Annotated in this window: 15 protein-coding genes; 12 read left to right on the top strand and 3 right to left on the bottom strand. The window is 37.9% G+C overall.

The features are described 5' to 3' along the window. Positions 1-275 precede the first annotated feature (275 nt). From rpoC to VP98_RS18850, 6 genes are all read left to right on the top strand, one after another. Positions 276-4,514, top strand: a complete 4,239-nt coding sequence (gene rpoC, locus VP98_RS08535; protein ID WP_231584149.1) for a DNA-directed RNA polymerase subunit beta' — start codon at positions 276-278, stop codon at positions 4,512-4,514. Between the two features lie 164 nt (positions 4,515-4,678). After that, entirely contained in the window at positions 4,679-4,849 is a 171-nt protein-coding gene (locus VP98_RS18855; RefSeq protein ID WP_156151353.1) for a hypothetical protein, read from the top strand. A 1,350-nt stretch (positions 4,850-6,199) separates the two neighbouring features. Continuing rightward, positions 6,200-6,607, top strand: a complete 408-nt coding sequence (locus VP98_RS08530; RefSeq protein ID WP_046174963.1) for a VOC family protein — start codon at positions 6,200-6,202, stop codon at positions 6,605-6,607. 17 nt (positions 6,608-6,624) lie between these two features. Next, a complete protein-coding gene (locus VP98_RS08525) occupies positions 6,625-7,440 on the top strand; it encodes an SDR family oxidoreductase (protein WP_046174962.1) in 816 nt (271 codons plus the stop codon). Between the two features lie 1,099 nt (positions 7,441-8,539). Beyond that, positions 8,540-8,725, top strand: a complete 186-nt coding sequence (locus tag VP98_RS08520; RefSeq protein WP_046174961.1) for a hypothetical protein — start codon at positions 8,540-8,542, stop codon at positions 8,723-8,725. Positions 8,726-9,249: 524 nt separating this feature from the next. Further along, positions 9,250-9,411 (top strand): hypothetical protein, encoded by a 162-nt coding sequence (locus VP98_RS18850; RefSeq protein WP_156151352.1) that lies wholly within the window; start codon positions 9,250-9,252, stop codon positions 9,409-9,411. 261 nt (positions 9,412-9,672) lie between these two features. Here the strand turns inward: VP98_RS18850 and VP98_RS08515 are convergent, their stop codons facing one another. Beyond that, positions 9,673-9,918, bottom strand: a complete 246-nt coding sequence (locus VP98_RS08515) for a DUF2164 domain-containing protein (RefSeq protein ID WP_046174960.1) — start codon at positions 9,916-9,918, stop codon at positions 9,673-9,675. Between the two features lie 775 nt (positions 9,919-10,693). Between VP98_RS08515 and VP98_RS08510 the strand changes: the two genes are divergently transcribed. Then, a complete protein-coding gene (locus VP98_RS08510) occupies positions 10,694-11,005 on the top strand; it encodes an IDEAL domain-containing protein (protein WP_046174959.1) in 312 nt (103 codons plus the stop codon). A gap of 415 nt (positions 11,006-11,420) precedes the next feature. Here VP98_RS08510 and VP98_RS19090 read toward each other — a convergent pair whose 3' ends face one another. Then, a complete protein-coding gene (locus tag VP98_RS19090; protein WP_197076575.1) occupies positions 11,421-11,585 on the bottom strand; it encodes a hypothetical protein in 165 nt (54 codons plus the stop codon). 250 nt (positions 11,586-11,835) lie between these two features. On the opposite strand from VP98_RS19090, the gene VP98_RS08505 reads away from it, so the two are divergent. Continuing rightward, positions 11,836-12,195 carry a hypothetical protein gene (locus VP98_RS08505; RefSeq protein ID WP_156151351.1) on the top strand — a complete coding sequence of 120 codons (360 nt, stop codon included), beginning with the start codon at positions 11,836-11,838 and terminating at the stop codon, positions 12,193-12,195. A gap of 362 nt (positions 12,196-12,557) precedes the next feature. Here VP98_RS08505 and VP98_RS08500 read toward each other — a convergent pair whose 3' ends face one another. After that, positions 12,558-12,839: a hypothetical protein gene (locus VP98_RS08500; protein ID WP_046174957.1), complete on the bottom strand. Its 282-nt coding sequence runs from the start codon at positions 12,837-12,839 to the stop codon at positions 12,558-12,560. Positions 12,840-13,304: 465 nt separating this feature from the next. Here VP98_RS08500 and VP98_RS08490 point away from each other — a divergent pair, with 465 nt between their 5' ends. From VP98_RS08490 to VP98_RS08480, 4 genes are all read left to right on the top strand, one after another. Next, entirely contained in the window at positions 13,305-13,688 is a 384-nt protein-coding gene (locus tag VP98_RS08490) for a VOC family protein (protein WP_046174955.1), read from the top strand. Between the two features lie 533 nt (positions 13,689-14,221). Beyond that, complete coding sequence (locus VP98_RS08485; RefSeq protein ID WP_046175462.1) at positions 14,222-15,064, top strand: STAS domain-containing protein; 843 nt, start codon at positions 14,222-14,224, stop codon at positions 15,062-15,064. Between the two features lie 205 nt (positions 15,065-15,269). Then, on the top strand, positions 15,270-15,407 hold the full coding sequence (locus VP98_RS19440) for a DUF3199 family protein (protein ID WP_082087898.1): 138 nt from the start codon (positions 15,270-15,272) through the stop codon (positions 15,405-15,407). A gap of 364 nt (positions 15,408-15,771) precedes the next feature. Beyond that, positions 15,772-18,819, top strand: coding sequence for a DEAD/DEAH box helicase (locus VP98_RS08480; protein ID WP_046174954.1), 3,048 nt, complete (start codon positions 15,772-15,774; stop codon positions 18,817-18,819). Positions 18,820-18,830 lie beyond the last annotated feature (11 nt).

Here is an 18,830-nt window from a genome sequence, read left to right as displayed (position 1 = left end):
CCACCTTTTCTATCGGAAAAATACGATAAATAAAATAATTTTATTTCAAATTTACTAATTATATAATTAAATTAGTGATATTTCGATCTAAAATACATGTAAAAAGAACTGGATTGTTAATTGGTTGAAAGGATGAAGGTAGCAAAATTTGAAATTGAGATGGACGAAGGTAAGCGGAGATATATGAGTTGGCATCAGAAAAAGGAATTATTTTTTTGAGGATATAAAAAAGCGTCATATATTTCCGAATTTGTTTTACAAGAGGGGGAGACGAAATGGCTTTTATAAAAAAGCTTCTGAAGAATATTTTTAACAACGAAAACGTAGATAGAAATAATCAAGAATTCAATCATGATAACAATAATGAAAATACAGATTATAAAACTGGAATAGAGAAAAGAATTGTCCATACAAATTTAGACACTTCCAAAAATGGTAGTACTAGAAGTACTGAGAATATTACGATAGAGTCCCTTGAAAATAAGAGAAAACGTAGAGAAGAGGCTTGGGAATTACAAAATGGTTATCAGGATAAAATTTCAAATGGAGAAGAAGTAGCAGCTAGACTTGAAGCAACATTCAAGGCTAAAGAAGCAAAAGCTAGAGAGGAAGAAGCACTCAGAATCAAAGAAGCAGAAGCGAGAGCCAGAGAAGAAGCGCTCCGGATTAAGAAAGCAGAAGCAAAAGCCAGAGAAGAGGAAGCGCTCCGGATTAAGAAAGCAGAAGCAAAAGCCAGAGAAGAGGAAGCGCTCCGGATTAAGAAAGCAGAAGCAAAAGCTAGAGAAGAAGAAGCGCTCCGGATTAAAGAAGCAGAAGCAAAAGCCAGAGAGGAAGAAGCAACCAGGGTTAGAAAGGAAGACATAGGAAAAGCAGAATACCTATTTTCTTCAAGAAACAGACCTTCCGTTGTTAACGAAAAAGACACTGGATCAGGACTGGAAGTTAAAACAGGCAAAACTAAAAGTTTGATTAGTTCTATTAAATTAACCCTTGCTTCACCTGATAAAATCCGTTCTTGGTCTTATGGTGAAGTTAAAAAGCCAGAAACAATTAACTATCGTACATTAAAGCCAGAAGCAGATGGATTATTCTGTGAGCGTATTTTTGGTCCGGTAAAAGATTGGGAATGTTATTGCGGTAAATATAAGCGTGTTCGTTACAAAGGGGTTGTGTGTGATCGATGCGGCGTTGAAGTAACAGAAGCAAAAGTACGCCGTGAGCGCATGGGACACATCGAATTGGCTGCTCCTGTGTCACACATTTGGTATTTTAAAGGAATTCCAAGCCGAATGGGTCTTGTTTTGGATATGTCACCGCGTGCATTGGAAGAAGTTATTTACTTTGACTCGTACGTTGTTACTGAGTCTGGTGACACATCTCTCAAGAAAAAACAGCTTCTTTCCGAAAAAGAATTCCTTACATACCGTGACAGGTACGGAAGTAAGTTCCAAGCTTCTATAGGGGCAGAAGCGATTAAACAGCTTCTTCAGGACACCGATCTTGAGAAAGAAATAGAACAGTTGAAAGAAAAGCTAAAGTCAGCACAGGGCCAGCGTCGTACACGTGTGATCAAGCGACTTGAAGTGATTCGAGCCTTCCGCCATTCCAGTAACCGTCCGGATTGGATGATTCTTGACGTTCTTCCGGTTATTCCTCCGGAACTTCGCCCCATGGTCCAGCTTGATGGCGGCCGTTTCGCGACATCTGACTTGAATGACTTGTACCGCCGTGTTATTAACCGGAATAATCGTTTGAAGAGGCTTATGGATCTTGGCGCTCCAAGTGTTATTGTCCAAAATGAAAAACGCATGCTGCAAGAGACAGTAGATGCTTTACTCGACAATGGCCGTCGTGGTCGTCCGGTTACAGGTCCTCAAGAGCGGCCGTTAAAATCACTTTCTCATATGCTGAAAGGGAAAGAAGGGCGTTTCCGTCAAAACTTGCTCGGAAAACGGGTTGACTATTCAGGGCGTTCTGTTATCGTCGTTGGTCCAAACTTAAAAATCCATCAATGTGGACTTCCGAAAGAAATGGCACTGGAACTTTTCAAGCCTTTTATTATGAAAGAGCTTGTAGAACGCGGTCTCGCACATGATATTAAAAGTGCAAAACGAAAAATTGAACGTGTTCAGTCTGTTGAATATGATCAGTTTGATGTTTGGAATGTGCTTGAAGAAATTATCGGAGAGCATCCAGTCTTGCTGAACCGCGCACCGACACTTTATCGTCTCGGCATCCAGGCGTTTGAACCTGTCTTGGCAGAAGGACGTGCCATTCGTTTGCATCCGTTAGTATGCGCCGCATACAACGCAGACTTTGATGGAGATCAAATGGCGGTTCATGTACCACTTTCTGCGAAAGCACAAGCAGAAGCGCGTATTTTGATGATGGCCACTCGAAATCTAAAGAGTCCACAAAATGGAAACATAGCTTTTGCCCCTTCACAGGATATGGTACTGGGCAACTACTACTTAACATTAGAGCGTGAAGGTGCTGCTGGGGAAGGTATGGTCTTTAAAGATACAGATGAAGCGTTGCTCGCGTACCAAAATGAATATGTACACTTGCATGCACGCGTGGCTATATATGCAGGATCTTTACATAACGAAACGTTTTCAGAAGAGCAAAACCAAAAATTATTAGTGACATCAGTAGGTAAACTAATCTTTAATGAAATTTTACCGAAGTCATTTCCATACATTAATGAACCAACCCAGCAAAATATCCAAGTCGGAACGCCTGAGAAATATTTTATGGATAAAGGTGTGCATGTGAAGGAGTTTATTAAGAGCCAGGCAATCATTGAGCCTCTTAAGAAAAAATTCCTCGAAGATATTATCACTGAGGTATTCAAACGTTTTAAAACTGCGGAGACATCAAGAATACTTGACTGTATAAAAGATTTAGGTTTTAAGTACTCTACTAAGGCTGGTATTACATTTGGTGTAAAGGACATGGCAGTTTTAAGGGGCAAAGAACAAATTGTAAGAGATGCTCAAGTTAAAGTAGATAGCATATTAAAGCAATTTAGACGCGGTTTAATCACAGCAGACGAGCGTTATGATAATGTTGTTGCGATTTGGAGTGAGGCACAAGATGTTATGGAAAGTAAATTAACAGAGTCCCTTGACCGCCATAATCCAATCTTCATGATGAGTGATTCTGGTGCCCGTAGTAACTTTTCAAATCTCAATCAGCTTTTAGGTATGCGTGGTCTCATGGTTAACCCGTCTGGCGGAGTGATAGAATCGCCAATTAAATCAAACTTTCATAGGGGATTGACGGTATCGGAGTACTTCGTGTCAACGTATGGTGCTCGCAGAGGTCTTGCTGATAGAGCCTTGAAAACAGCAGAGTACGGTTATTTAACACGTCGTCTAGTAGACGTTGCTCAAGATGTGATTATTCGTGAAGATGATTGTGGAACTGATCGTGGGATACTGGTTTCGTCACTTAGAGATGGCACAGACGTTATTGAGCACCTGGAGGATCGTTTAACTGGTCGTTATGCAAGAAAATCAATTCGACATCCAGAAACGAGTAAGGTCATCGTTGGGGAAAATGAATTAATCACGAAAGAAACATCAAAGATTATTGTGGGGGCTGGAGTAGATAAGGTATGGATTCGCTCTGTTCTTACATGCAATACGCGCTATGGTGTATGTCAAAAATGTTATGGGCTTGATTTAGCGACCGATGAAGAGATTGAAATTGGCGAAGCGGTTGGTGTCCTTGCTGCTCAGTCAATCGGGGAGCCGGGCACACAGCTTACCATGCGTGTATTCCATACGGGCGGTGTAGCAAAAAACAATATCACACAAGGTCTTCCGCGTATCCAGGAGATTTTCGAAGCGCGGAATCCAGAAGGCCAGGCGATCATTTCAGAAATCAATGGCACTATTGTGGCGGTTAATGAAGGCCCTGACATTCAGCAGGAAATCGTGGTGGCAAGCGATATGGAAACACGTACATATACTGCTCCATACACAGCGCGCTTAAAAGTAACAGTCAATGATCAAGTAGTCCGTGGTCAAGAACTAACAGAAGGCTCCATTGATCCGAAAGAATATTTGAAAATTAAAGGAGTCATCTCTGCACAAGAATACTTATTACGTGAAGTTCAAAAAGTGTACCGTATGCAAGGGGTAGAAATTGATGATAAGCATGTTGAGGTAATAATACGCCAAATGTTTCGTAAAGTGCGTGTTCTTGAAGCAGGCGATACAGACATTCTTCCAGGCAGCCTGCTTGAAATTCATCAATTCCGCGATCTGAACGAAAAAGTGCTTCTCGAAGGCGGCACACCGGCAACGGGACGCTCTATTCTGCTTGGTATTACAAAAGCATCGCTTGAAACGGATTCTTTCTTGTCAGCCGCTTCATTCCAGGAGACGACTGATGTTCTTATAGAGGCAGCAATCAAAGGGAAACGTGACGAATTGCTCGGTTTGAAAGAGAATGTGATTGTTGGTAATCTTATTCCGGCGGGAACGGGTGCTCATAACTTTTATTAACAGGATATATCGATTGCTAATAACGAGTAAAACAACGGTAATTGGGTAATAAGGCCTACGAGTCGATATCAAAATCCCGACAAACCGTAAAAAATGTTTATCGTGTTCTAATATCTAGAGATAGAGTGGGCTCGATCGCATATGTATCTAAGATAGATAGAAACATGGAAACTGGTATGTTTTTTCGCGCTATAGGCCCGGATTTATATCCGCAGGATGAGGAAGGGGGCCATGATATTAAACTAGCTGCAGAAGCTGAGCAGACCGATTCTAAACAAGAAGGAACGAACCAACATTCACAGAAAGACGAAAATGGGCAGAACGGAGCTGCTTAATCGAAATAGGGAGCTTCCCCACTTTCTGTTTACTCCATAACAGCTTAGTCTCTTTTCGCCCAAAAGTAGCTGAAAGTGATAACAGTTGAAAAAAGGAAGAACATAAAAATCCATAAAAACAAGGGATAGCTCACAGTATCAGCTCCTTGCAAGTATTCGGGTATTCTTATGTCTGGCTAAGCGAAAACTTTTAAACTAGTAGATTCATAAACAAAATAGTTCGTCCAAATTAAATAGCAGGCGTGACAGTTTTATTAAAGATTCAAGAGTAGATTAAAAAGTGACTGTCACAAAAATAAAAAATCGTGAAACTTTTAAAAAATTGTTTGTTGAATTACTCATTTACCCAGTAAAAAGAAAAAGAATCATTATTTTTTGAATTTAGGAAAAAGAAAAAGGTTGAGTGGAAAGCGGGAGAGCCTGGATAGGAGTTGAAGATTGGTATGAAGAGTTATATCTCGTAAAAAGGAAGACGAGCAGGACGGTGCGGCTTAATCAATAGGGAGGGGTTCTCTCCCTCCTCAGTAGAAGACCGAAACGGTTCGCAAAAAAGCGGAGAGAAGGAAAACGAAAAAATCCCTTTAAAGAGATTTTGATAGAAGCCATTAAGACTTTTGTTTATAAGGTGCTTGTTTCCATCATTCCGGAAAAGTCGTGATGATGCAACTCACCAAGGGCTGCTTTATTCTGATTCTGATGTTTAAAAGGGTCTTGAAGAATCGTGTTAACGACTTGCATAATACGGAAAGAATTATCACGCTTTGTATCTGCAAACAGCTTGTCCTTTTTCTTTAAATCTAGGTTCTTTGCTACTATGATAGTTTAGTCTTTAAAGTTAATAGCTAGTTTGTATACGGAAAAGCCAAACTTATATTCTCTGACAGATATGCCTTAGAGGCAGGAAATACCGTTTACGGAACTTCTGGCTCAACAGCAAAAGAGCAGCTGCCTGCCTGTTTGGAATAGACAACGGTGAATATACGGGCAAATAGCAGAAATCCAACACGCTCATATGAAAATGCTCGGTAAATTAGTGAGAAACGTAGTTATCAATCGACTCGATTGACAAGAGCCAGACAGAACTGGCATGGTTAGTCAGTAACTAAAGTGATGGTAAGTATCTATAAATAAATTCAGTACTTTTTTTGTTTTATCCCTTTTACTACAATACGTATAGATCCATTAATATCACATAATGGAGGTAATGTAAGCCAGGCCGGGTAGAACAGAATGATAAAATAATAGAAGCAGTTGTTCCAGTTGAAATACAAGGCCGGATCGAATTGATTCTAGCTTTATCCACCCGGTTTAAAAAAGCCTAAGTATTAGGCGAAGAATGGAGAGATACCTTTGATTAAAGGAATTGGGCATCTGGCATTAACCGTTCAAAACATGGATAAATCACTTCAATTCTACTGCGACATTCTAGGTTTTGAAAGGGTTTTTGAAATTCGTGACGATGAGAATCGACCCTGGATTGAATACGTTAAAGTAGCTCCAGGGCAATTCATTGAGTTATTTTATGGCGGGCAAAACAAACCACAAGAAAGAAGTCATCAAATCGGTTTTAATCATTTGTGTTTAGAGGTGAATGATATAAACGAAATAGCATACCATTTGAAGGCTGAAGGGATAATCCTGGATGTTGAACCAACCAGGGGAAAAGACAATAATTATCAATGCTGGATTAAAGACCCTGATGGAAATCGAATTGAATTTATGCAAATTGAGCCAGATTCGCCACATATGAACTGTTAGAAACGGAGGTACTTTCAATGGAATACAAACAAATAGCAGTGGTAACAGGTGCAACGAGAGGAATCGGCCGCAACACTGCTTTGTTTTTTGCAGAAAAGGGATATACAGTGATTGGAACAGGGCGCGATTTCGAAAAATTAAAAGAAGTAAAAACTGAGCTTGAAAAGTATTCACCTGAACATTCGATGATATCAATGGATGTAACGCAGCCAGCAGAGATTCAGCAGGCAGTGGAAAAGATAATGGAGAAATATGGACGTATTGATGTCTGGATTAATAATGCGGGTGCATTTAAAGCAATAGGACCTACCTGGGAAGTTAAGCAAGAAGATTGGATAAATGATATAACGACTAACTTATTCGGAACGTTTCACTGTATCCAGACGGTAGTGCCGGTCATGATCAACCAGGATTATGGAAGCGTTATCAATGTTGTTGGCGGCGGAACGGCAGGAGCGTTTAAATATGGAAGTGGATATGGAACGTCTAAAACAGGTGTTGCACGGTTAACAGAAAACGTAACTGAAGAATTAATGGAAACACCTGTTAAAGTATTTGCATTAGATCCAGGCTTGAATGATACGGATATGACTCGATATCAGCGAAACAGTGAAGATGGCCGGCGTTATTTAAGTGAAATAGAGGATTTGTTTAAGCAAAATATTGATGTACTGCCGTACCAGGCTCCACAGCTTGCCTATTACATGGCAGCAGGTGAGCTTAATGAATATGCGGGACGAGTGATATCCGTGTATGAAGATATGGAGGCGTTAAAAAACATTGCTAAAGATGCAAGTGAGCCGGACTTCTATAAACTCCGGCTCAAGAAATGAGCAAAGTATCAGTTAGCATACGAAAGAGCAGCAGCTCAAGCCTGCCAATAAGCAAGAGCCGTATCAGTGATTAAACTGGTACGGCTTTTGCTTTAAATTTGTATTTATAAACTACTAGGTTTTTATGCCGCATTTGTTTCAACAGAAAAGGATCAGTTATTGATCCCCAAGAAATAAAGCATTCGAGGCTATTTGGAATGAAGCAAATCAATTCGATCAGTTTTATTCCGCACAGCTAAAAGCGACAAAGCAGCAATATGAGCCAGCAGCAAACGTTCATTTCAAGACTGGAGAGAGTCGTCCTTTTTTCTATTTCTAAAGAAAAGTATCGGGAAAAGGAGTAAATAAACTATTCTAATTCCATGCTTTTTAAAGACTTTTCAAATTATGTGAAAACGTCGTTGAAGTCAACCTCAATACGCAGCAGGCAGCTGGCGATGTTCGATTCCTCAATGGTGAACAGCAATAATTACAGAAAAAGGAAATGGAATTAAACTAACACAGTCTTATATAAAACATAATAAACATTGTGCAAAATTCATTATTAAAAACTAATAAATAATATTTAATCTATTTTCTATACTGGCAGTTCACAGTGCATCAGCGCTTTGCTCAAAAGTTGAATATCACTATGAATTAGCGCTCTAAGATTCGGATCATTACAGCTATAGTAATCGTCTAATAATCGAGTCAGTTCCTTGGATAAAATAACAGCTATTTCCAGCATAGAGGTTTCTCCTTTGTAGAATATTTTAACCTGGCTGCAGTGCATATGAGTATGAAAGTTTTAGTGCTTTTGAGAAAGATATGAAGAAAGATAAAAAACTAGAATTATAATATCCCTACTCAAAAGTTTAGAAAATATGCATAGATTTTAAAAAAATACTTTGGAATAAGTAATTCGGCAGGAAGTAACAGTATTGGAATGTGCCAAGGCAGCAGGAAGGTTACATATCTTGATCGTTGGCACGGAAAGGAGAAAAAAGCAGAAATGATCCATTTTACGGTGAGTCAGCTGCACAGAGGCGGCCGCAAGCTTCTGCCTTTTATGGCAAAATTCAAATATACGACTCACAAAAATTAAAGGACTTTAAGAAGTATGCTCGATGCTTCTCAACATCGATCAGCCCAGATTCTGGAAGGATCTTTAAAATTAACAGTCCGGGTATTCAAGCCTTCTCAATATGTGAAGCGCCGTTTAGAGAGTGAATCATACTCATACTCCAAAATGGCAACAGAGCTTGAAATTAATTCTGGCCAGATTGTCGACATAATGGACGAATAATAGTTGATCGAAACTGTTCGTTTAGAAAAGTTGCAGTAACAAAAATAAAATAAAAAAAGCGCCAAAAGCGCTTTAATTAAGAAATGTATCTTTCTCTTTGAGTTTACGGCTTGTATTTTGTGAACGTTTATATTGAGATGTTGTAAACCATTGTGATTTTATTAGTCTTGAAATTATTGGATAAATAAGAATAAGTTCCAAGGCCGTTAGAATTACCCATAAAATCAATTCGTTTAAAGACATAATAAGAAGACCCCCACAAAAATAAATATTGTGATTTTATCGAAGTTAAAATACCCAGTCTAATAAAAAATAAACAATTTTATTCATCAAAAAGGAGAACTTAAGTGACATACCATGGAGTAGTAATTGAACGGCAATGGACTTCAGAAGAGATGGCTGAGTATTACAAGCAGTTTGAAGCGAAACGCCCAGCTTATGTATGAGAAGCAGAGGAACGAATAGGAAACCAGCTCTCCCCATATGTGAAGCGGACAGTCAATTATCATAGGAAAGCGCAATACATGCGCTACCAAGAGAAAGGCGTTTCAGATGAGCATATGTTAGCCCGGTACCAGGATTTAACAGGAGAAGGGCTGGAGGCTGCTAAAAAGCGATGGAATTTGCATAAAAAAACAGCCAGGGAAGGACCCGGCTGCAAAAAAATGATTAAGACTATTTCATAATATGAAATTTAACATTCTATTCTCATTATGATCTACTAAAACTGATTTTATACAAGAAAATCAATTTTATATCTAAAAAATGAATAAAAGGTGAGGCAGCCTTGATAAAAGCTGGAGATTGGTATGAAGAGTTATCTCGTAAAAAAGGAAGATGGCAGGACGGAGCTGCTTAATCAGTACGGAAGAGATTGCATTCCTTAACAATCGATGACTCATGCTAAAAAGAGTGAATTGTTATCAAATTCACTCTCGAAAAGTTCTTTATCTTTTTATCGGGCGTTCCAGTGTTAATATTTCATCTTCCAGTGAGGAAAATTGCTGTTCAACTACATGTTTCACATCCAAGACAGCAGCATTGTAGAAGTGGGGAGCAAGTGACTCCTTAATGAAATCTAATACTCTTTCCGCGGCAAACTCCGTTATTTCTTCCTCTCTTTCTTGAGAAAAGAAAAGTTGGATATCAGAAATCATCAACTGCTGTTGCTCTTTTGTAAGCTTTAGAAACAAATGAAACACTCCTTCGAATTGTAGTATATGTAACTATACAGACAGATTTTATAAAATTCCAGTCTGTATTTCCATTAAATATTATGTACAAAAAGGTGGCTTCATAAATTCTGTTAACTTATTTATTCTTTTTCGGATATCGTCCATAATAAGTACATTTGCAATAAGAAAAACAACGATTAAAACCCAGGTAGTCATACTCAAAATATCGTCTCCAAATAGTGATTTGGTTCTTTATACGTTTTTCCGACTAGAAAGATTCATAGGTAATTTGGACAAGGGAGGTGGCAGTCTTCGATTTTCGAGAGAAATTAGATCATATCGGGGGTTCTCGTTCCAAAGAAAGCTTCTGGAGCAGGAGAACGGGCATGAAGGAGCGGTAATAAAATACAAATAGGGGAAGTAGAGGCGGAAACGCTGATCTTAGTTAAAAGGAATATGCAGCGAAATTTGCAGGGCAAAACAACACAATTTTGACGTGTATGAATAGATAAAAAAGCAGCTATTCCAACCAGGAATCGTTACCTCAAAAGTTTCTAAATACGTGCAAAAAGGTGTCTGGGTAAATTTATTATATGCAGCAACAACAGAGGAAGTGAAATGCAGTTTTGAATGATGAAGTCACGTGTATTATTTACGTCTCACTTTTTTAAATAAGGCAAACATAACAGAGCCTAAAAATTTTGCGTGTAGTGTACGAAAGTTCAGGAATTTACGCCTTTTTACCCCCTAATATGGTTCATACTTCTGCTTATTAAAAAAGGGGGAAACAACCTTGGAGATCGGAGAGTGGAAAATAGCCAGAATTGGGGACCTTACAGTCATCGGATATATCAGTCGCATCGGTTATTACGGTAGTCAGATTGAGCTAGCGGTAGTCGGAAGAATTATAAAAGGCAAAATGATGTGGGGATCGCCAACGAGCTTGCTATTTGAGGAGCATCGTCTGAAGCCTATGGGCACACTGCTAGATGATATACAGGATAAAACAACGCTCATTGATCTAGCACTTATGACAAAAGACAAGAAATGGTTTGAAGAATTGACGGGAGGATTAAAAAATGGCATATCGTGGAGCAGTAATTGAGCAACAGTGGATGCTAGAAGAAGTAAAAGCTTATGGTGATGAAAAATTCGGATAAAGCTGCCTTCTTATTTGCGAAATTTAAAGAAACAAACTTGAATGGAAATCTTAGCAAAGCGCAGTACATGCGGATTATTGACTGATTTTATATAAGAAAATCATTCTTATATCTAAAAAATGAATAAAAGGCAGGACACCCTTGATAAGAGATAGAAATCGATATAAGGAGCTATCTCGTGAAGCAGGAAGACAAGCAGGACGGTGTGGATGAATCAAGAGGGAGAGGGTTCTCCCTCCTTACCAGCAGGCTAAAAGTCTTTAACAAGAATTTGGGAAAGAAAATTCTTTTAAAACCCCGCCTATACAGAGTGGGATTTAAAAAGGACCAGGTTAAATGCATTTTTATTTGAATCAAACATTACTCTTTATCCTCTTGCTGCTCTTCGTTATTTTGTTGTTGCTGTTCAGAAGGCTCTTCTTCTACGTCTGGCTCATTGTCATCTTGCCCGCCTCCAGCGCAGGCTGAGAGTAATCCCAACGAAAAAACAGCTGACATAGCAGTCAATCGGTATTTATTCTGCATGCATTTTTTCCTCCTTTCAAAAAATTTTACTTCGGTTATTATCTACAGCGAGTTGGAAATTATTCTTTTGAAAAAGTTTGATCATGTAGGAGCATTCGTTCAAGAAGTTTTATTCAGAAACTAAAGGTGCAAATCGCTATACTGTTTTCATTCTTTAGAAAATATAAGGATGCAGGTAAGAAGCGCAGGAAGTGATTGAGGAGTTCACTAATTTGCACAAAAAACAGCCAGAGGGGTCTCTGGCTGAAGAGTGACTTCGACTGAATTAGGAATGGGTATTCAGACTAACAGTATCAGTATGGTCCAGATGATAAAAATTTATACAGGAAATAAAAAAACCGAGGAAAAGCCCGGGCCTTTAAAGTATTACTCGCACTTTTACTTTAACAGACTGGGAGCTTACAGAATCAAAGAAAATCCAGTGCAAGAGAAAAAGATGACAGAAAAAACCAGCCTTATGGAAGAGGCTGGTTACATCGCAAGAAAGGGACATGTGCTCATTGTTACACCAAAGGAACACGGTGAAGATACACTTATTTGGAAGAACAATCAGGTGCTTGAAGTTATCTGTAGAGAGCGTCACCGTTTAGACGTGAAGGCAGTTATTTAAAAAGAGCACTAACATAGCTCTCAATATAGCAATATCAATGAACAGCATTTTCACTTTGGTTCAAAGTATTTCCGCCCAAAATACAATGAGTAAGCCTTACTTATAAAGCATGTGAAAATGTCTTCGTTATGGTTATTAGGTTTTTAAAGGTTTAAATGTATGTGTTTTCAAAGGGCTTTCCGTTTTATATGGAATCATCGAAATGGCAAAGTTAGTATGTATCTTTTTGAACCAATTATGCATTGGAATTAAAAGGATGAGTTATCCGATTTGAGTCTTGAAATTAGAAAAAGGCCGGAAACAGCTTGTTCCTGCCCATATATTAGAGCAGGAACGTATGCAGGATAGCTGGGATTGGAAGGTTATTGCCTTTTTGAAATTTCTCTCGTTAAATAATCAATTTGGTTTTGCATATCTATTAATTTCTTATTAATTAACTCTGAATTTACTTGTTTTCTAGAATTGGAATTGGTGTTTGAGTTAGAATTAGATAGTTCTTCTAGGGCAAGCGCTGCAGCAAAAGTTGCTATAGCATCACCAAGTGTTGTAATGGCTGAAGCGATAAAAGCCAGCTTAGCCAGAGTAGTTTCGGAAGTGGATGAAGAGCTTTCCTGCTGGGTGTTCCGTGGATAAGGGGGTTTCAATATGATATCCTCCTTTCAAAACAGAGAAATTTTGAACTCAATATCTTTCTATAGTATATGTGGAAAATTCTGAGTAGTGAGAAGGTAAGGTTATTTAGAGGAAAAGCAAGCTGTATTAAAACCGAGTATTATGTCACTATCTTAGCAGAAAGCAATACTCGACTAGATCTTACCTGGATTATTCAGGTACACAAAGCTTTTCGCTTGCCAGCGGACGTGCTGGCAGGATGAAAAAATCCCAGAAGTTATAACAATATAAATAAATCCTTTACCCAAGAACTGACAGGCACTGAATGAACGCATGCGATATTTTCGGATGTTATAATCTATACTTAAATCAATTTTCCGCTTCGTTTCCACGATATTCACCTCGCCTAGATAATAGCGCCATCGAATTCATGATGTATGAAGAAGGAAATTATCTCCTTTTATCGAAATGTTAAAGATAAAAAGGAGAGTGAAACCATGAACCCGGTAATGAAATATGTCATTTTGTATGTGAATGATTTTGAAAAAGCAATGAATTTTTATAAAGGGATTCTTGGACTGTCGGTTAAGATGCAACAAGATACGTATGTTGAATTTGATACAGGTGTCATAACTTTATCAATTAATACTCGTAAGGATGTGAAAGAGTTAACAGGTTTACATGTTCCTGAAGGTTCTGCTTCTGCACAAACATTTGAGGTCGGATTTGTTGTGGAAGATGTTGCAGCAACAATTGAAAGTCTGCGTCAACAAGGGGTTACAATCCTAAAGGAACCTGATACAAAGCCGTGGGGACAAACAGTTGCCTATATAGCAGACCCAGATGGACATTACATTGAAATTTGCACTTCTGTTGAATAAATCAGGCTGAAGGAAACCTTAGTATCTTGGTTTCCTTTTATTTTGTTTAATTATCACGACTAAAAATTAACACAGCTTATAAAAAGTACAGGAATCCTACGAGATGTTTTATCTTTGCTTAAAAACAATAATAAAGGTGCCGGCAATGAAAAATGAAAAAGTAAACATAAAGGCTATACATAAAAGCAGTTGAAAAAAATGATGGCGGCATTCTCACGGCAAGAAAAACAATCTGCGCAAAGTATATATCGACCTGGATGGAGGAGAAATAGACAGCGATGAAACGTTTGATGTGAACAGTCGCGCAGCTGATCGTCGACGTGATACTTCTTTGACTGCGAGTAAGAGTGTGAATTGCCATTGTGTGCTATCTCTTGAGGTGAATAAGGATTTACTTGGATTAAGCAAGGGGAGAAAGAGGAGCTGAGGGTCCAGCTATAGAAGGAAGTGAAAAATAGATACTTTTCCTCCGCTAGGTTAAAATAAACCTTACGTTAACAGATAATTTTCGAGAAGCTATAGGAGGAATAATGGTGTACAGAAATGAAGAGTTAGGCGACTTTCTAATGAAAAGAGCATGGGAAGTGACTGAGGATTGGTATAAATCTTTAGATAAAAGTGAATCGTTTGGAGTTTATACCAGTACTAACCTTGAAGATGTTAAATTATTGAAAACGCAAAATTATGAATTCCACCGTCGTTTTTTCCAAATGTTTATTGAGGAAGAAGCTAAGTTCAAAGAGGGGCTTGAGGAGTGGCTGACCTATTTAGCAAACGATGCACAGCATTTAGCAACACCTGTTCATTTTATAGCAAGAGAATTTTTTAATTTGCGAAATCAATACTTAAAGTTAATCAAAGAGTTTGTTTCTTTAAACAAAGGAAAGTATTCAGAAGAGACTATCGAATTATTGAATCAACAAATCCTGGATACCATGGATGAGGTGGTAACCTGGTTTATGGAAGAGCATCACAAGACTTCAACAGTTAGACTGGAAGGCCAACAAGAGATGATTAATGAATTAAGCTCGCCAGTCATAAAGCTTAATAGCAATGTGGGATTGCTTCCATTAGTAGGTGACATTGATACAGCACGAGCAAAACTAATCCTTGAAAAAACTTTGAAACAATGCTCCGACAAAAGAATAAATCACCTTCTAATTGATTTGTCTGGTGTCGTCATGATTGATACAATGGTGGCCCACCAAATTTTTCAAATTATCGATGCATTGAGTTTAATCGGAGTAAAAACAACTCTCTCAGGGATCAGACCGGAAATCGCACAGACTGCCGTCCAACTGGGTCTCGGCTTTGATAATGTATCGGTTGTATCTACGCTCTCTAATGCTATAGATGCTTCTCTTATACAGGTTTGACAGCTTTTAATTTAGCTGACAAATATATATTAACTAGAAAAGAGATTACTTAGTGAAGACCGGCCAAGTCGGTCTTTTTCCTTTGGCGTAAAGTAATCAAGCTTAATGAACTTGAACTTGGAAAAGAGAAAATAAATGTATTATACACATGCCGTCGTGAGTTTTGGGCACCTCAGGATGCACTCAATTCAGTCATTTTGTTGAAATGGCTCAATATTTTGCACTGCTAAACGCAGGTGAAACACTCACAAAAAGCAAAAAGACTGGTGATTACTCTTACACGTTGTCAGAAACGAACAGCAGTACAATGCCGGATACATCCGTATGCTCGAAGTGTTTGTAAAAAAAGAGCCGGCTGATCCAGGAAATGCCTATATGAGTGAGGCTGCATGCGTTATCGAAAGTTATTTACCTGTCGGCGTGACGTAATACCGGCTGGAAGAGCAAGATAGCATTGCTTCGACTTATGGCAAAAACCTTTAATCGATAAATAAATCCATATCAATTCCTTTTTTTAAATAATATAATTAAATTAGATATAATTGTTAAAGTGAAATGGTCGAATTTTGAAATATATAAAGGTTTTAAAGCAATAAAATTCGCGTGAATGTCAAAATTAAAAATGACTTTTTAGGAGGAGTTTTAATGACAATGATTAAGTCGCAAATGATAAGCTTGCTATCATTGAACGGGATGGAGACTAAAGAATGGGAGTAAAAACAGTACTGCAGGCCTGGCATTTAATAGAGTCATTAACTCCTGGCGAAGTGTCCGGAAAAGATGAAATAGTAGAAAGTAAATATTTTGAAGATAACAAAAAAAGGGTTAGGACACGTTTGGTCGCTTTCGATGAATCTCCATGGAAGGATCAATTAAAGGACAAAAATAGCTTTAAAGTCCAATATCGTTACTATTTATCTTGTTTTGAGCAGCATGAACTTGTTAGCCGTATACGTGATATTTATAAATTTGAAGAAGAGATTTTTAATCACGATAAAACAACTTTATTTAGTTTTTCCTTCGCGGTCGACAGTGAAGGGAACTATCTGGAAGATTCTATATTCGTTCCATTTCTTATGTATGCAGTAAAATTGATGAGCGAGAACGGGAGTTTTCAATATAAAGATCTTATGAACCGTTTTCAAGGCGAATTGAAAATGTTTGAGGAAGAAGCACGTAATATATTTATCAACGGAGTGACAAAGGAGTCTTTACACGAGGTTCAGAAAATATACCGGCATTATTTTGAAAAAATTGATAATGCGACAATGAATTATATGGAGATAGAAATCAAAGAGAAGGATAAGGAATTTACCTCTCAAAATTTTAATAGCTTTTATCTTAATGATTTACAAAATATAATCTCTAAAGGAGAAAATAAAACAATCCGTTGTTTTATTGAAGGAGCAGATATAGATACACGCATTAATTTGAATCATAATCCTGCATATATTGAGGAGGTCTTACAGCCAAAGTATATGCCTGCTGGCCGGTGGCCTTCGCCTGTCGAGCATCGTTTGTCCTTAATGCAACAAGTAGCTGTCAATCAAATTCTAAATAATGATCAAAAAATCAGCTCTGTAAATGGCCCGCCTGGAACAGGGAAAACTACATTATTAAAAGATGTTTTTGCTGATCTGGTAGTCCAAAGAGCAAAAAAAATGTTGGAATTTAAGAATCCTGCTGATGCTTTTCAGAAAGAAGGGACTCTTAATCTAGACGGTCATTATTACCCCATTTTTTTTATGAATCCAAATTTGAGTAAATTTTCAATGGTTGTTGCTTCAAGCAATAATGGTGCAGTTGAAAATATTTCAAAGGAGCTTCCTCAAGAAAACCAAATTATACGTTCAGCGGGAAAAAGCAAATTTGAAAATTATGAAGAATTATATTCTAAAGAGGCGAAAGAAGTATCTATGTACCCGTCTGCAGCTGCAGATCTTCTAGGCAATGATACGGATGCCTGGGGCCTCTTTTCAGGAGCTCTTGGTAAATCAAAGAACATTTCATCTTTTGGTTGGAAGCTGCAAGGAGCAAAAGATGATCAATATAGTTTTCTAGCTCAATTAGCAAAAGACAGCGAGCAAGTTAAGCTAAAAGATTGGCAGGATGCTGTAAAAGAGTTTCAAGAACTTTACAAATCAATTCAATTAAAGAAAAATCAGCTGCAGCATTTTGTTGAGCAGTTTAAGACCGTACAAGCTTTGAATTCCCAATTAGAAGAACTCGAGCCGCAGGTACACAAACTTAAAGAAGAACAATCGAATATAGAACATGAAATTAACCATCTAGAACAACAAAAGCAACTTACTGAACAGCAAATATATAATTTACCTAAACCATCATTTCTTTTAAAGTTAATAGGCAAAAAAAATAAAGAAAAAAACATATTACAGGAAGAATTAAATGGCATTCTTTTGAATTTGAAGGATAAAGGAAGCAAACTCTTTCAGAAAAAAAACGAAATAGAAGAGAAAAACAGAGATATCCAGGTTTTAAGAAAAACGTTAACTGACTACATAAAACAGCACGATTATTATAAAAAGCAGGGATTGGTTATACCTGAAGAGGGATACTGGTCTGATTCGCAGGAGGCGTATGAGTATCGGCATTTAAATACAATTTGGTTTACGGATGAGTTGAATTTTGAAAGAGGACTTTTATTTCTAAAAGCGATGAAGCTGCATAAATTGATGTTAGCCTTTAATTTTAAAGCGGTTAAGTCGACTATTCGTTTGTTAAACAGCCGTAAAAAACTAAATCTCAATGATAGTAAACATAGGTCTTACTTGGAGAATATGTGGAAAATAGTTCATTTGATAACGCCAGTACTGAGTACAACATTTGCAAGCTTTAATACTATGTACCGTGGGATAGAATCTGACTTTATCGATTACCTGTTTATAGATGAAGCGGGCCAGGCAAGTCCTCAGCAAGCGGCAGGTGCTTTGTGGAGATCTAAAAAAGCAATAGTAGTAGGCGACCCAATACAAATCGAACCTGTGGTAACGATTGACCAGACTATATTAGAAGATATAAGGAAGCACTCAAATATTGATAATCGATATATTGGTGGGAGTACATCCGTTCAAATGTTAGCAGATCAAGCAAATCCATACGGCATGCTTGCTGCCAATGGCCAGTGGATGGGAACGCCTTTATGGGTCCACAGACGCTGCTTAAATCCAATGTTTATGATTGCAAATGAAATAGCTTATGATAACAAAATGGTATTGGCTGATAAAAAGAAAGGAAAAAGTACATGGTATGATTGTAAAGGCACAGCAGTACATCGACAATTTGTAAAGGAACAGGGTGAACTGGTGGGCGAACACATTGCTAAGCTATGGGAGAATGCGGATCGGCCGCCTAACGTATATATTATTTCCCCTTTTACAGCAGTAAAGGAAGGCATTAAAAAAATACTACGGAGCCGACTCAAAGAGGCACAAATTTCTAAAGAAGAAATCAATAACTGGCTAAAAAAATCTGTCGGAACGGTGCATACGTTTCAAGGAAAAGAAGCGGATATTGTATACTTTGTAACCGGCACAGATGAAAACAGTGATGGAGCAGCTAATTGGTCATGTTCTAAGCCAAATTTAATAAACGTAGCTGTTACTCGTGCCAAGAAAGAATTTTATATAATCGGAGATTATAGACGTTTTTCTTCTAAACCATACTATTCATCTATCATAGAAGCCGTTGATGAGATCAAAGTAGATTGCAGCATAAAGGAACCGTATCAGCTATAAAGCTGATACGG

The organism is Domibacillus indicus (genome assembly GCF_000970685.1).
In the GTDB taxonomy this organism is placed as follows: domain Bacteria; phylum Bacillota; class Bacilli; order Bacillales; family Domibacillaceae; genus Domibacillus; species Domibacillus indicus.
Note: the sequence above shows the minus strand (reverse complement) of the source record. Positions and strands in the feature narration are given on the sequence as shown.